The 13,978-nt window shown below is 57.4% G+C and carries 8 protein-coding genes; 4 read left to right on the plus strand and 4 right to left on the minus strand.

Annotated features, from left to right (window positions below):
- Window positions 1-79: 79 nt before the first annotated feature.
- Entirely contained in the window at window positions 80-2,743 is a 2,664-nt protein-coding gene (locus tag MTX78_RS06405) for a glycosyl hydrolase 115 family protein (protein ID WP_243800951.1), read from the plus strand.
- Window positions 2,744-2,986: 243 nt separating this feature from the next.
- Here MTX78_RS06405 and MTX78_RS06410 read toward each other — a convergent pair whose 3' ends face one another.
- The 4 genes from MTX78_RS06410 to MTX78_RS06425 form a co-directional block, all read right to left on the minus strand.
- A complete protein-coding gene (locus MTX78_RS06410) occupies window positions 2,987-4,864 on the minus strand; it encodes an endo-1,4-beta-xylanase (RefSeq protein ID WP_243800952.1) in 1,878 nt (625 codons plus the stop codon).
- Between the two features lie 388 nt (window positions 4,865-5,252).
- Complete coding sequence (locus MTX78_RS06415) at window positions 5,253-6,245, minus strand: NmrA family NAD(P)-binding protein (RefSeq protein WP_317258933.1); 993 nt, start codon at window positions 6,243-6,245, stop codon at window positions 5,253-5,255.
- A 75-nt stretch (window positions 6,246-6,320) separates the two neighbouring features.
- A complete protein-coding gene (locus tag MTX78_RS06420) occupies window positions 6,321-6,950 on the minus strand; it encodes a YiiX family permuted papain-like enzyme (protein WP_243800954.1) in 630 nt (209 codons plus the stop codon).
- Window positions 6,951-7,097: 147 nt separating this feature from the next.
- The gene (locus tag MTX78_RS06425; protein ID WP_243800956.1) at window positions 7,098-8,273 is read right to left on the minus strand and encodes an MFS transporter; all 1,176 of its coding nucleotides are present in this window, start codon (window positions 8,271-8,273) and stop codon (window positions 7,098-7,100) included.
- 428 nt (window positions 8,274-8,701) lie between these two features.
- On the opposite strand from MTX78_RS06425, the gene MTX78_RS06430 reads away from it, so the two are divergent.
- The 3 genes from MTX78_RS06430 (at window position 8,702) to MTX78_RS06440 (ending at window position 13,972) form a co-directional block, all read left to right on the plus strand.
- Window positions 8,702-9,310, plus strand: a complete 609-nt coding sequence (locus MTX78_RS06430) for an RNA polymerase sigma factor (protein ID WP_243800958.1) — start codon at window positions 8,702-8,704, stop codon at window positions 9,308-9,310.
- Window positions 9,311-9,478: 168 nt separating this feature from the next.
- Complete coding sequence (locus MTX78_RS06435) at window positions 9,479-10,504, plus strand: FecR family protein (RefSeq protein ID WP_243800963.1); 1,026 nt, start codon at window positions 9,479-9,481, stop codon at window positions 10,502-10,504.
- Window positions 10,505-10,660: 156 nt separating this feature from the next.
- Window positions 10,661-13,972 (plus strand): SusC/RagA family TonB-linked outer membrane protein, encoded by a 3,312-nt coding sequence (locus MTX78_RS06440; protein ID WP_243800964.1) that lies wholly within the window; start codon window positions 10,661-10,663, stop codon window positions 13,970-13,972.
- The last annotated feature ends 6 nt before the right edge of the window (window positions 13,973-13,978 follow it).

The following is a 13,978-nucleotide window of genomic DNA, read 5'->3' on the forward strand; positions in this document are numbered from 1 at the left end:
TCTCTCTTCAGACAAGGAGGAAAACTAGTTTTCTGGCTTCTGACCCTTCTGTATTGTCGTGCCTTTTCACTGAATCCCAATGAAATTCCTGCCTTTCTATACTGCTAGATTCCGCACAGCCTGCTGTTTGTGGCTGGTGCTACTAGTCCCATTCGTGGCACAGGCGCAAACGCCAGCCAAGAAACTAACAGACACATATGTGTCAGCTGAGAAAGGGAAAAACGGCTTTACGCTGGCTGCCTCAGGCCAAGCTGCCGCCCTTTACGCCAGCAACACCGACTGGCCCGGCGTGTTGCGGGCCGCCCAAGACTTGCAGGCCGATGTCAACCGCGTTACCAACGTTACGCCTACGCTCATCACCGATAAAGCCCCGGCCGGTAAAGAAGTGGTGCTGATTGGCACCATTGGCAAAAGCCCGCTGATTGATGGGCTAGTGAAAGCCAAGAAGCTGGACGTGTCGCAGGTGACGGGCAAGTGGGAAACCTTCGTGCTGCAAGTGGTGGAAAAGCCCCTGCCCGGCGTGGACCGTGCCCTAGTTATTGCCGGCAGCGACAAGCGCGGCACCATCTACGGCATTTATGATTTGTCGCAGCAGATAGGGGTGTCGCCGTGGTACTGGTGGGCCGATGTGCCTACCAAGCCGCAGAAGGTACTATATGTAGCTGTTGGGCAGCATACGCAAGGCACGCCGAAAGTGAAATACCGCGGCATTTTCATCAACGATGAAGCCCCGGCCCTGCAAAACTGGTCGAAGGAGAAGTTTGGTGGCGTCAATTCCAAGATGTACGCGCACATGTTCGAGCTGATTCTGCGCTTGAAGGGCAACTACCTGTGGCCTGCCATGTGGGGCAACATGTTCAACGTAGACGACCCGCAAAACCCGGTGCTGGCCGATGAGTACGGTATTGTGATGGGTACTTCGCACCACGAGCCACTCACGCGGGCCCACGAGGAATGGAAGCACGCCGGCAAAGGCGCCTGGAACTACCAAACCAACGCCACCACCCTGCAGGAGTTTTGGCGCGGCGGTATGAAGCGCATGGGTACCCGCGAAAACATTGTGAGCATAGGCATGCGCGGCGACGGCGACGAACCTATGAGCGAAGACAGCAACATTGCGCTGCTGGAAAAAATAGTGGCCGACCAGCGGAAAATTATTGCCGAAGAAACCGGTAAGCCCGCCGAGCAAACCCCGCAGCTCTGGGCGCTCTACAAGGAAGTGCAGGACTACTACGACAAAGGCATGCGCGTACCCGACGACGTGACGCTGCTGCTCTGCGACGACAACTGGGGCAACATCCGTAAGCTGCCAAAAATAGGGGAGAAGCCCCGAGCCGGTGGCTACGGTATCTACTACCACTTCGACTATGTGGGTGGCCCCCGCAACTACAAGTGGCTCAACACCAACCCGCTGCCGCGCATCTGGGAGCAAATGCATTTGGCCCACGAGTACGGCGCCAACCAAATTTGGATTGTGAACGTGGGTGACTTGAAGCCCATGGAGTTTCCCATCAGCTTCTTCCTCGACTACGCCTGGAACCCCGACAAAATCAGCGCCGACCAAGTAGACGACTACAGCCGGGAGTGGGCCGCCAAGCAGTTTGGTGCTAAATACGCCACCGGTATTGCTGATATTCTGGCTAAGTATGCCAAGTACAACGCCCGTCGCAAGCCCGAACTGCTCAACGCCGACACCTATAGCCTAACCAACTACCGCGAGTGGGAAACGGTGGTGGCCGACTACAACCGCCTCCTGACCCAAGCCGAGCAAATCAACCAGCAACTGCCCACCGAGTACCGCGACGCCTACTACCAGCTGGTGCTGCACCCGGTGCAGGCTTGCGCCAACCTGAATGAGTTGTATTACACCGTGGCTCTGAACCGAGAAGCCGCCAAAAACGGGCAGGCTAACACCAACGAGTTGGCCGAGAAAGCCAAGGGCCTGTACGCCAAAGACGCGGAAATCACTAACCGGTATCACGCCCTGGCCGGCGGCAAGTGGAACCACATGATGGACCAAACTCACATCGGCTACACGTACTGGCAGCAGCCTGAAAAGAACGCTATGCCGGCCGTCCAAACTAGCGCCCAGGCTACCACTGTCGCCCCTGCAACGCAAGCTACTCCACCCTCGAAGCCACAGACGAAAGCTGCGGCTGGCGCAGGATTCCAGGAAAACGACGGCTATGTTTCCATTGAAGCCGAGCATTACAGCAAGGCGGTACACGGCGGCAGCGTGAAATGGCAAACCATTCCGGACTTGGGCCGCACGCTCTCGGGTGTTACCACGTTGCCTACCACAGCGGCAAGTCAGATGCCAGCAGCCAGCAGCCCGCACCTGCAATACCGCGTGGAACTGACTGGTAGCGGCCCCGTAACGGTGAAGGCTTATCTGGCTCCCACGCTGAATTTCACTGGTGGCCAAGGCTTGCGCTACGCCGTATCGTTCGACGACGAAGCCCCGCAAATCGTTAACCTGCACACCGGCTTGGTGGCCGACAATGGCAACCGGCCGTGGGAAAAGGCGGTGGCTGAAAGCATTCTTATCAAAGAATCCAAGCACACAGTGGCCAAGCCCGGCACGCACGTGCTCAAATTTTGGCGCGTAGACCCCGGCGTGGTGCTGGAAAAGCTGGTAGTCGACCTCGGCGGTGTCAAGCCGAGCTACCTCGGTCCGCCGGAAAGTGCCTCGGGCGCTTCGACCAACCCTAAAAACGAGAAAGGCAGCGTGGGTCAGTGGTAACACTTGCCGACAACGCGCTACTTAGTACTACAATCGTACGAAGGGCCTTGCTACGTCAGAACAAGTCGTTTCAACGGCTACTGTTCGTCAGGGCAAGGCCCTTCGTACGGCAGGACAGGTAGGCAGTGGCCTACTGCTGCGTGTGGGTAGTTGCCCACAAAGAAAAGGGCCGCGTCAGTGACGCGGCCCTTTTCTTTGTAGTGGTTGGTTGTGCGAGGTCCTCGTGCGGTTTGGCGCGTTTGGCTACTCTACTACTAGTTTGCGGGAGGTTACTCCATACGCATCCTGCACCTGTACCACGTACAACCCTGGGGTTACTTGTAGCGAAACGTCCACAGTTGTCTGGTTGGCGCCTTTCACTTCTTTCACCAACCGGCCGTTCAAGTCAAGCACCCGAACAGTTTGGGCTTTCTCTAGCCCTTGCAGTACAAAGTGGCCACCGGCCGCTGGGTTAGGGGAGAGGGTGAGAGCTGCATTCTGGTTGCTCTTGGTGCTCAGCACGGTGGTGCGCACGTAGTTCTTCAACCACACCAGCGCCGGGCGTTCTGTGTTGTCGCCGTTGGCTATGTAGGCACCCTGGGTGGTGCGCCAGTGACCAGGCCGGTACCCCCAAAGTGTAATGCCACGCACTGCTGGATGCTCCCAAAGTGCAGGGAAAACGCGCTGGTATTCGGCCAGTTGGATGGCGTCGTCGAGCTGCGGTGGCATGGCCGAGTTCACACCATCAATGTCCAGCTCGGTGATGTACAGCGGCTTGCCGGCCGTAGCGAGCAAAGCGAGGTTGGCCGCCAAGTTAGCCGCCGAAACGTTGCGGGTTTCAAAGGCATGCCCCTGGATCCCTACACCATCAACTAGGTTGCGAGCTACCAGCAAGTTGACGATGCCCAAGTACCGCTGAGCACTAGTCATAGAACTCATAACCCCATAGTCATTGATCATGAGCTGCGCATTGGGGAAGTACCGGCGAGCCAATTCAAACGAGGTAATCACCCAGTCCCAGCCCGTAGTGCCGGCCCCGCCCAGCGCATTGTAGTAGTTGCCAGCGCCGCTGCCCGGCGTATTGGGTCCGTTGTTGCCAGTTGAGCCATTGAGGGGCAGGTCGTTGGTAGGTTCGTTCACCACCTCAATCTGCGTGATATTGGGGTAGCGCTGGGCTACGGCCGCAAACCACTCGTTGATTTCTGCCAGCTGCTCAGCTGCTGGCAACGTCTCAATCCAGATAGGCTGCTGGGCACCCCAAATAAGCGTGTGCAGCTTAAATGAATAGCCCTTGCTCTGCGCCAGCGCATAGGCTGAATCCAACTCGGCCCAGTTCATCACGTTGCGGGTGCTTTCTACGCTGCCCCACTTGCCTGCATTTTCAGGCGTCACCTGATTGAAATAGTTGTTGAAAAACGGCTTTTGCGGAACGCTGTGCACCCCACCCAGGAACTTCGGCTTACCGGTAGCCATAGGCAAGCCAGTAGGCGTGAATACAGTTGGCGGGGTGCTAGAACCCTGCGCCCCGGCGTCCAAATTGGCTACCGTGAAATACAGCCCGGTAGTGCCAAACACAAACTTATCGATATCCAGTCCGTCTTCGCGGGCACCAACCTGGAACGTTTGGGTGAGGTTGCCTGCTGTTACCGTGAAGGCAACAGGGGCTTCTCCACCGTTGAAAGTTGACAGGTTCAGCCACTTCCACACCTGCTGCTGGCCTCCACCGGCATTGCCTACCACTTCGGTGGCGTTGGTGTAGCCCACGCCGCTGAGCTGATTGGCGGTAATCCAGTTGGTGTCGTCGGTGGCCGTTTTGGTGCCGAACCCATTGCCGTAGTAGAAGCTGTCGTCGTTGGCGGCTCCGGTGCCCACCCGAATGCGGGCGTACAGATCGTAGCTACCAGGGCCGGGGAACGTAACGGAATAGGTGATGATGCGGGCCGCCGTTCCTGGATTGTTGGAGTTGATCATGGCGGTGGGCACTACCGTCACGTACTGCACGCCCGTCTGAGTGGGGGTGGTCCAATCTGCGCCTACGGTGCCGGTTTCCGCTTGCTGTACTACGGGGGCGTTTTGGGCTTGTAGCTCTAAGGCGAGGAAAGAGAAAGGAACAAGTAAAAAACGAAGTCTATGTCGAAGCATAGTAAAGGTTGTTTGGTGGGAATGATGGAAAAAGGGCGTGAGATGCCGGGTACATGCGACATCCGCTGACTAAATATATTTTTTCTAGCAGGGCTATAATAAATTGAAGAGAAGCCAGTTGCTTGATAAAATCCGGAACCGTTTGTGATAGTCGGCCGGCATCGATTGTGATAGTAGCGCCGCTCTAAATACCCCAAATCTTGTAGTCTCCTGTCTTCCCTCGAAAAGCCAGCTAAGCGCACGCCAATCCTCCACCCAGGCGTATTGCCTAGGTGTGCAGACTCACCAAGTCAGTTCTTGCAAAGGCATCGTGGCTCACAGCCACAGCCCACCTACCTACTACGTATGCATCAGCTAAGCGGCCCCAGAACCCATTGCCAGGCTCTGTTTACTCGTTGCGGCTTTTGAGTACCTCTCGCACGGAAGTCCACCGGATTTCTGGATAGCGGGCATTATCAAGCGGAGCGAGCTTGGGCAGGCCGCTGAACATGTTGTGGAGGTACTGCATGCCCTGCCACGGCGGAAACACCTCATCAGAGGTCGGCATGAGCGCCCTGGTTACCTTGATCATGGTACCAAGCACACCCAAGCCACCTGCCCACAGCAAACCAAACTTTTTGCCGGTAGCGGCGCTGGCTGCGGCCTGCACTCCCCGGATAGTAGCCACTTCGCCGGCCACGCGCAGAAAACGTGGCGTGGTAGGATCGAGGGCGGCGGCGGCCGTAAAGGCGGCCGTGTCTGCCAGCGTAGTAAAGTCGAGGGGCTGGTCTGCATTGCCCCAGTACGCCACTCGGTGCAATTTAAACAGCACCACCGGGGCTTGCCCGGTCAGCAAGTCCGTGAACATACCGTTGAGCACCGAGGTAGCGGCAATGGGGGCTTTGTCGAGCCGTTCCTGGAACTCCCGGCGCAGGTCTAGGTTGCGGTTGGAGCCGTACGGGAGCTTGGTATAGTCTATCGAGTAGTCAGACGGAATAAAGCGTGGCACGCCCGCTGCAACGGCCGCGTCCAGCAGCCGGGCTTGGGTGTCCACAATCACGTCGCGCAGCCCAGACAACGCCGACACCACGCAGGCCGCGCCCACGCAGGCTTCTGTAAGCTCCTTACTGTTCGCGAAATCAACCTCTACTACCGTGGCTCCTTGCTCGCGGAGGGTGGCAATCTGAGGGTTGGTGCTGCCCCGGCGAATGAGCGCCCGTACATAGGCCCCCCGCTCCAACAACGACAGCGCAATTTGAAGCCCAAGTTCACCGCTGGCCCCTGCCAGCACAATAGTAGTAGGCCCCGAAGAAGCACTTGTGTACGCTGGAGTTTGCTCTGTTGCCATCAGGACGGTGGGGGTAGGGTGGGGCGCGGCTAGGCTAGCACGGAAGCACGACAATCGGGCCTAGCAGCGTAGAATAGAGCATACTGTTCGGCTTGCAGTAAGGTTGTTGCGCCCGGTAAGCCGTTGGCTTTACCGCACCTCCACTAGCTCCTTGCTCTCGAACATGCGCACTGGGGAAATCACCTTTTCGGTTAGCGGGATCCGGTTGCCGTAGCGTTCCTTCAGCTTGGCTTGCACGGCGGGGTGGCTGAGGTCAAATTCACGGAGCGTTTGAAGTTCACCAATTTCGCGGCCGGTGGCTTGCTGGTACATCTTCCAAAGCAGCTCAGAGCAGTAGATTCGGTCGTCGGACCAACCGAAGTAGAGGTCGTAGCTTTTACCGCGATACTGCTCGCCAGCAACTTGCAAGCGTTGTAGGGCAGCGGGGGTAAGCACGGTTTCAGCGTCGCGGAGGCGCTTTACTACAAATTGGCCGCCTTTTCCTCGGGCTGTCCAGTGAGCTAGGGAGGTTTCACTGACGGGCTGCACGGCCTCAAATACGCGCCACTCCTTACCGCGTTTGAACAGGATGCCACAGTGACTGTAGGGCGAATGCGTGGCAAGTTGAATGGCCTGACTTTGGGAGGAGGTGGACGTCTGGAAAATTAGGTCGCCGTTGTGGAGCTTGGGTGCAATACGTGTTACCTCTGTTTCGGCGAGGCGAGCTTGCTGGGAGCCGAAGACTCGCTCTATTATTAATTTGCGCTGTCTATATGGCACATAGAAGTAGAGGAATCCGTACAAAAGCAACGGAAGTAGCAGGAACAGTAGAAACTTAAGCTTCATGGTTAGGCATCAGCCCGAGCAAGTGGAGCCGCAATGCAAGATAGAAGCTTCGCTACAAGCACCCCAAACGTTGAATACGAGCTACCGCAACGCCAACTCAAGTTCAACTTTTTTGCGCCGCTGGGCAACCAAGGCCACGCAAAACAGGATGCCGCCTGCAACCAGCGCCGCGCCCACCCATTCGGGCGAGGTATAGCCCAAGCCAGCCGCAATAGGCAAGCCCCCTAAGTAAGCGCCTAGCGCGTTGCCGGTATTGAAACCTGATTGACTTAGCGAGGAAGCCAGCATCTCGGAGCCTTTGGCCGACCGTATCATCAGCATTTGAATGGGGGCTGCCGTCGAGAAAGCCAAGGCACCCGTGAGCATGGTTATCATGATAGTGGGAATCTGATAATGCGCCGCAAAGGGAATGAGCAGCAGGGAAGTAGCCATGGCCAGCAGCAGCCACGTAGTAGCCCGGAGGGGCGACATACGGTCGGTGAGCCAACCGCCTAGTATGTTGCCGAGGGCCATGCCCACGCCCGCCAACACCATTAGAAAGGTAACGGCGTTGTTGCTGAACCCCGACACCTCCGTAAACAGCGGTACGATGTAGCTGAACCACGCAAAAAAGCCCCCATTGCCAAGGATGGTGATGCCAATTATCATCCAGGGTTCCAAGTGGGTGAAGGCTTGAAACTCTTGCCGCAAGTTGCTTTGCTTGGCCGACAGATTAGGCAACCAGCGCCACACGCTCAGCACCGTCAGCAGCGCCACTACCACAATCAGCACGAAGGGAATTCGCCAGCTGTAGGTATGGCCCAAATAAGTGCCAATTGGCACTCCAATGATGTTGGCAATGGTGAGGCCCGCAAACATGATGGATATAGCCTGCGCCTCCTTGCCCGGCTCGGCCAAACGGCCCGCTACTACCGCGCCCACTCCAAAGAAAGCGCCGTGCGGCAAGCCGGAAATAAACCGGGTCAGAAGCATGATTTCGTAGTTGGGAGCCAACAACGACAGCGCATTACCAATGGCAAACATACCCATCAGCAAGGCCAGAATCTTTTTGGGCGGAAGCTTGCCCGTGAGGGCCACCAACAACGGCGCACCCACTACGACCCCAAGCGCATACGCCGAGATGAAGTGCCCCGCCTCGGGGATGGTGATGCGCATGGCGCTTGCTATATCGGGCAGAATGCCCATCATGACGAATTCCGTCATGCCAATGCCGAACCCGCCCAATGTGAGGGGAATCAGTGCGAGTTTTGATTTCATGAAAAGCTTGGCTGCGCTTCGAGTTGCGCGACGGATAGGAGGTGAGCACCGGGTCTTTTCGACCGAAGCCTGACAACCCCATAGAATTTGTTGTTGTTCAAAAAAGGTAGCTTTCCGGTGAAAGCTGCTGCAAAGGTACCCCGGCCCGACGTAGAAAGATGTCTTTTCGGTGAGTATCCAATGGAAGTCGGCTACACCGCTAAATGTGTATCCGTCTTAAGCTGAGCAGCGTATAGAGCATTTGCCGGTTGTTTTTATATTCAATCACTGAAAAGTGCGCTGTAGTACCCCCCTGACAGATCTTGGGCGCGGGAGGGTCGTTGAAGTTGGCATCCGATTTATTTGTCTAGGCTCTCCACCCACCTTTGTTGCCTGCAGGACATGCCCCTAATCGTTGATGGATGTTGTTTGTTAAGTAGTCCCTTCCTATGGCACGCGCGCCGCGGCTAAAGGTGAGGCTGCTTGTGCCCCGCAGCGCGTGGGACGATCAAGCTCTGGTACGCGCCATGAGTGAGGGCGACGCGCGGGCCTTTGCCGAAGTGTACGAGCGATATTGGTATCAGTTGCTGGAAACGGCGTACCGCAAGCTCAATTCGCGGGAAGCCGCCGAAGAAGTGGTGCAAGACGTGTTTACGGCGCTCTGGCACAAGCGCCAGACCAACCACATTCAGCACCTTAAAAGCTACCTGTTCACAGCCGTCCGCTACCGCATCATCGATAGTATCAAGTTGCGCCTCTCCGAAACCGGCTACCTGCACTACAGCCGCACCCATCTCCCGAAGCCCGACCACAGCACCGAAGACACCATAGCCGCCCACGACTTAACGGGGGCTTTGGAAGCGAGCTTGACGCAACTGCCAGAACACACGCGGCAAGTGTTTCTAATGAGCCGGTTCGAGCACCAAACCGTGCCCGAAATAGCCGGCCACCTCAACCTCTCCCGCAAAACTGTGGAGTACCACCTGACGCGCGCGCTCAAGCTGCTCCGCGTTAGTTTGCGCGATTTTATTGCCCTGGTGCTCGTGTATCTCTGGTAGCACCTGCTACTCTAGCACGCTGATTTTGAAAGCTCTGAAGCTCAACTGCCATCTGGTAGTTGGGCTTTTTTGCGAAATATTTTCACAGTAGGCTAGGGATGACGCACAGTTGGCCGACTATAGGGAGGAAGCCCCATTCTGTCATTTCAATAACCTATACGCTACTATATGGATCAGACAGATTTACGGGATATACTAGAACGATATCAGCAGGGAACATGCACTGCGGAAGAAAAGCGCTTGGTGGAAAACTGGTATCAGGCACTAGGCAACGAGCGAGAATTACAGTTGACGCCAGAAGAACAGGAAACGGTTCGGCTGAACCTCTGGAATCGGATTGCGGAACAAACTATAGCTACCGAGGAGGATAACCCCGAAGACCGGTCGTGGCTGGCGGCGCCCGCTGCGCGATGGGCCGCGGCAGCCGTACTGGCACTAGGCTTAGGGCTAGGAGCCCAACAATTCTGGCCGGCTGCCAAACCGAAAGTAGCTGGCCCCACAACGGCGGCAGTGCAGTGGGTGGTGTATCCCAACACCGGCCAGCAGGTGGTTGGTATCACATTGCCCGACAGCAGCCGGGTGCAGCTTTCGCCGGGTAGCCAATTGAAGTACCCGCGCACGTTTGGGGCCAAACAGCGGCCAGTGTATTTGGTGGGCAAAGCCTTTTTCAAGGTGCAGCGGGATACCACGCGTCCATTCCAAGTATATACCGCCCAAATGCTAACCACCGTGCTCGGAACTAGCTTCACAGTGCAAGCCTACCAAGGGCAAAAAAAGGCGGTAGTGGAAGTGAAAACCGGACGGGTCCGCGTGAGTCCGCGCGTGGTAGCGAATGCATCTGTCAGCAAAGCCCTGCCGGCTGCCATTGTGGTGCTGCCCAATCAGCAGGCGGTATACTCGCCTGAGCGCCAGCAACTACAGCGCGAATTGGTGGCCCAACCGGTACAGTTGAAGTCGCAGTCGTTTGTGTTCGACGACCGGCCGGTGCCGGAAGTGCTGACGGCGCTCGAACAAGCTTACGGCGTGCACATCGTGTTCGACAGCAAGGCGTTGGCTAACTGTACCGTAACGTTGGCACTGCGTAATAAGTCGCTGTACGGCAAGCTCGATGTGCTCTGCAAAACGCTAGGCGCCACATACGAAGAAGTGAATGCACAAATCCTGTTTCACGGACCCGGCTGCCAAGGTAGCTAGCCCGTTCGCCACCTCATTCCTCGGACCTGCCTATGATGTAGATAGCCGCCCTGCCTGCCACCTTCTGCTAGTGCCGCCGCCATTTCGGGTGGTGAGTGTTGCAGACCGCGAAAATTCTTGTCTCGGCATGAGACCCCACTCAATTCCCACTTTCGCATGATTCCCTTATTACCCCATTCCCCTTCCGGCCGCTTCCTGCGGCGCGTGGTGTTCGCCCAAACGCTCGGCATCACGCTGCTGAGCACCGTTAGTTTGGCTTCGCCGCACCCTTCCAAGGCCCAAGATTTCTTGGAGCAGCCCATTACGCTGCAAACCCGCAACCAGCCTATGTACGCGGTGCTGAACAAGATTGAAAGCCAATCGGATGTGCGGTTTCAGTACAGCAAGCAGCTGATTGGCGCTAGCCGGCGCGTGTCGATAACGGCCACCGATGAGCCGCTGGCCGAGGTGCTGCACAAACTGCTCGACCCACTGCACATCAAGTACGAGGCCGTAGAAGACGACATCATTCTCAAGCCGTTGACTACCGCAGACATCAACGTGACCGGCCGGGTGCTCGACGAAACCGGCTCGGGCTTGCCCGGCGTGAACGTGGTAGTGAAAGGCACTTCCAACGGCACCCAAACCGGCCCCGACGGCACTTTTACCCTCACCGCCCCCGACAATGCCACCCTGGTGTTTTCGTTTGTGGGCTATACCGCGCAGGAAGTGGCCGTGGGTGGCCGCACCACCGTCGATGTGACTATGGCCCCCGATACCAAGGCGCTCAGTGAAGTGGTGGTAGTGGGCTACGGCACGCAAAGCCGGCGCGACGTAACCGGGGCCGTTGCTCGCGTGGAAGGCGACGAAATTGTGAATCAGCCGGTGCAAACGCCCACGCAAGCCTTGCAGGGCAAAATAGCGGGCGTGCAAATCACCACCAACGGCGCGCCTAATTCGCAGCCCACGGTGCGCATCCGGGGTACGGGTACTTTGCTGGCCGGCGCCAATCCGCTCTATGTAGTGGACGGAGTGCAAACCACCGACATCCGCAACCTAAGCAACGCCGACATCGAAACCATCGACGTGCTGAAAGATGCTTCGGCGGCCGCTATTTACGGGGTGCGCGGGGCCAATGGTGTTATCATCATCACCACCAAGAAAGGCAAGCTCGGCAAGCCAGTACTAAGCTACAGCGCCACCGGCGGCTTCAAGCAAGCCGCCCGCCTCGTGGACATGGCCGACGCCAACCAGTACGTGAACTACCTGCGCGACACGTCGCCGACCACGACCATTCCCGACTTCTCGGGCTCTACCGATTGGTACGACGAGATTCTGCGCCGCAGCACCTACCAGAACCACAATCTGGCCGTATCCGGGGCCAGTGAGAATGTGCGCTACTACTTCTCGGGCAACTTGCTGCAGGACGATGGCATCGTCATCAACAACAAGTTTCAGCGCCTAACCGTCCGTTCCAACACGGCATTCGACTTGTCAGATAAAGTCACAATTAGCTCGCAGGCCTCGTTTAGCCACGCTGATGCGCGCGACGTGAACATCGCCACGGCTTACGGCAATGCCTACCGGGCGGCGCCCATCATCCCCTCGAAAGTGGGCAACTTGTACGGCAACACCTCGGCGTTCGGCAACGTAGGCAACCCGGTGCTCGATATCGAGCAGAACAACAACAAGCTGATCGAAAACCGCTTGCAAGGCAACGTGGGCATTGATGTGAAACCCGTCACGTGGTTGACGTTCCGTTCGGCCATCAATGTGGACTTGAACGCGCTGAACCGCCGCGTGTACGACTACCAGTACCTCAACGATCAGAACACCTTCCTGACCACCGGCGGCAACCAGCGCAACCAGCGCAGCAACCTCACCATCACGAAAGAGGACCGGTACCGCTACTTGTGGGAAAACACGGCCACGTTCCAAAAGACCTTCAACGACCAGCACAACCTGACCGTGTTGGTTGGGCAGGTGGTGGAAGAAGGCCAGTTCACGCCCTTCTCGGCTTCGCGTCGGGATGTGCCCGCCGACCCCAACCAGTGGTACTTGAACGCCGGCGACCCGAACACGGCCGTCAACGGCTTCGTCGATCCGCTCGACCCCGACCCGTTTTTGCCAGCCAAGGACCGTCGCATCTCGTTTTTGGGACGCGTCAACTATGCGTTCAAGGATCGGTACCTGTTCACGACCAACCTGCGCCGCGACGCAACGTCTAAGTTCAACCAGGACCGGCGCAATGGCTTTTTCCCTTCAGTCGGATTAGGGTGGGTGGTTTCTGATGAGGCTTTTCTGCAAGACAACAGCGTGCTGAACTTCCTGAAGCTGCGCGCCAGTTTCGGCCAGCTCGGCAACGACCAGATTCCAGCCAACTCGTACGTCGTGACGGCCAATTCCAACATTCCCTACGTCATCAATGGGCAGCCGGTGCTTGGCGCGACCATCACGCAGCTCAAGGACCGAGATGTGCGGTGGGAAACCACAACGGAGTACGATTTGGCCGTGGAATTTGGCTTGCTCGATAACCGTCTGACCGGCGAGTTGACGTACTACGACAAGACCACTTCCGACGCGCTTATTCCGGTGACCATCCCGGGCATTCTCGGTGACCCCGACAACCAGTACATCACCAACGCCGCCGACATCACCAACAAGGGCATTGAGGCAGGTTTGAACTGGCGTTCCAGCATTGGGGGCAGCGCCGACTGGAGTTACAACTTTGGGGCGAATGCCACCTTCAACAAAAACCGCATTGCCAACCTGAACGGCGGGCAGGCCCTGTTTGGCGGCACCAACCTTGTGACCCGCTCCGACAACGGCGTGGCGGCCGGTAGCTTCTATCTGCTCGAAGCCATTGGCGTGTATCAAACGGCCGACGAAATTGCTAATTCGCCTCGCTCTACCTTCGGTACGCCACAGGTAGGCGACTTGAAGTACGCCGACACCGACGGCAACGGGGTAATTGACTTGCTGGACCGCCGCTACTTTGGTTCGTACCAGCCGCCGGTGTACTACGGCATCAATGGCGGGCTCAACTACCGCAACGTGGACTTTTCGTTTGTGTTGTCGGGCAACCTCAACAACAAGGTCTATAACGCCAAGAAGCAGTTGCGCACCACCGGCACCGACAACGTGGAAGCCGACTTCGCCAACGACCGGTGGACGGCCACCAACCCCTCCAATACCAACCCACGGTCCATTCCGAGCAGCCTGCCCAACTCCACGTATTTCCTGGAGTCCGGCGACTTTATGCGGCTAACCAACTTGGTAGTGGGCTACACGGTGCCGGGCACGGCGCTGGAGCGGTTCCGGTTGAGTTCGTTGCGGGTGTTTGCCTCGGCCCAAAACCTGTTCACCATCACCAACTACAGCGGCTTCACGCCGGAGCTGGCGGGTGGTCCGCTCGATTCGGGTATCGAAGCCACTTCCTATCCCATTAGCCGCGTGATTACGCTCGGGCTGAATGTCAACTTCAAATAAGCTACG

The organism is Hymenobacter tibetensis, assembly GCF_022827545.1.
GTDB classification, from domain to species: Bacteria; Bacteroidota; Bacteroidia; order Cytophagales; family Hymenobacteraceae; genus Hymenobacter; species Hymenobacter tibetensis.

Coding starts and splice junctions, on each gene's coding strand:
- MTX78_RS06405 (WP_243800951.1), top strand. CDS start 80: ATGAAATTCCTGCCTTTCTATACTGCTAGATTCCGCACAGCCTGCTGT.
- MTX78_RS06410 (WP_243800952.1), bottom strand. CDS start 4,864: ATGCTTCGACATAGACTTCGTTTTTTACTTGTTCCTTTCTCTTTCCTC.
- MTX78_RS06425 (WP_243800956.1), bottom strand. CDS start 8,273: ATGAAATCAAAACTCGCACTGATTCCCCTCACATTGGGCGGGTTCGGC.
- MTX78_RS06430 (WP_243800958.1), top strand. CDS start 8,702: ATGGCACGCGCGCCGCGGCTAAAGGTGAGGCTGCTTGTGCCCCGCAGC.
- MTX78_RS06435 (WP_243800963.1), top strand. CDS start 9,479: ATGGATCAGACAGATTTACGGGATATACTAGAACGATATCAGCAGGGA.
- MTX78_RS06440 (WP_243800964.1), top strand. CDS start 10,661: ATGATTCCCTTATTACCCCATTCCCCTTCCGGCCGCTTCCTGCGGCGC.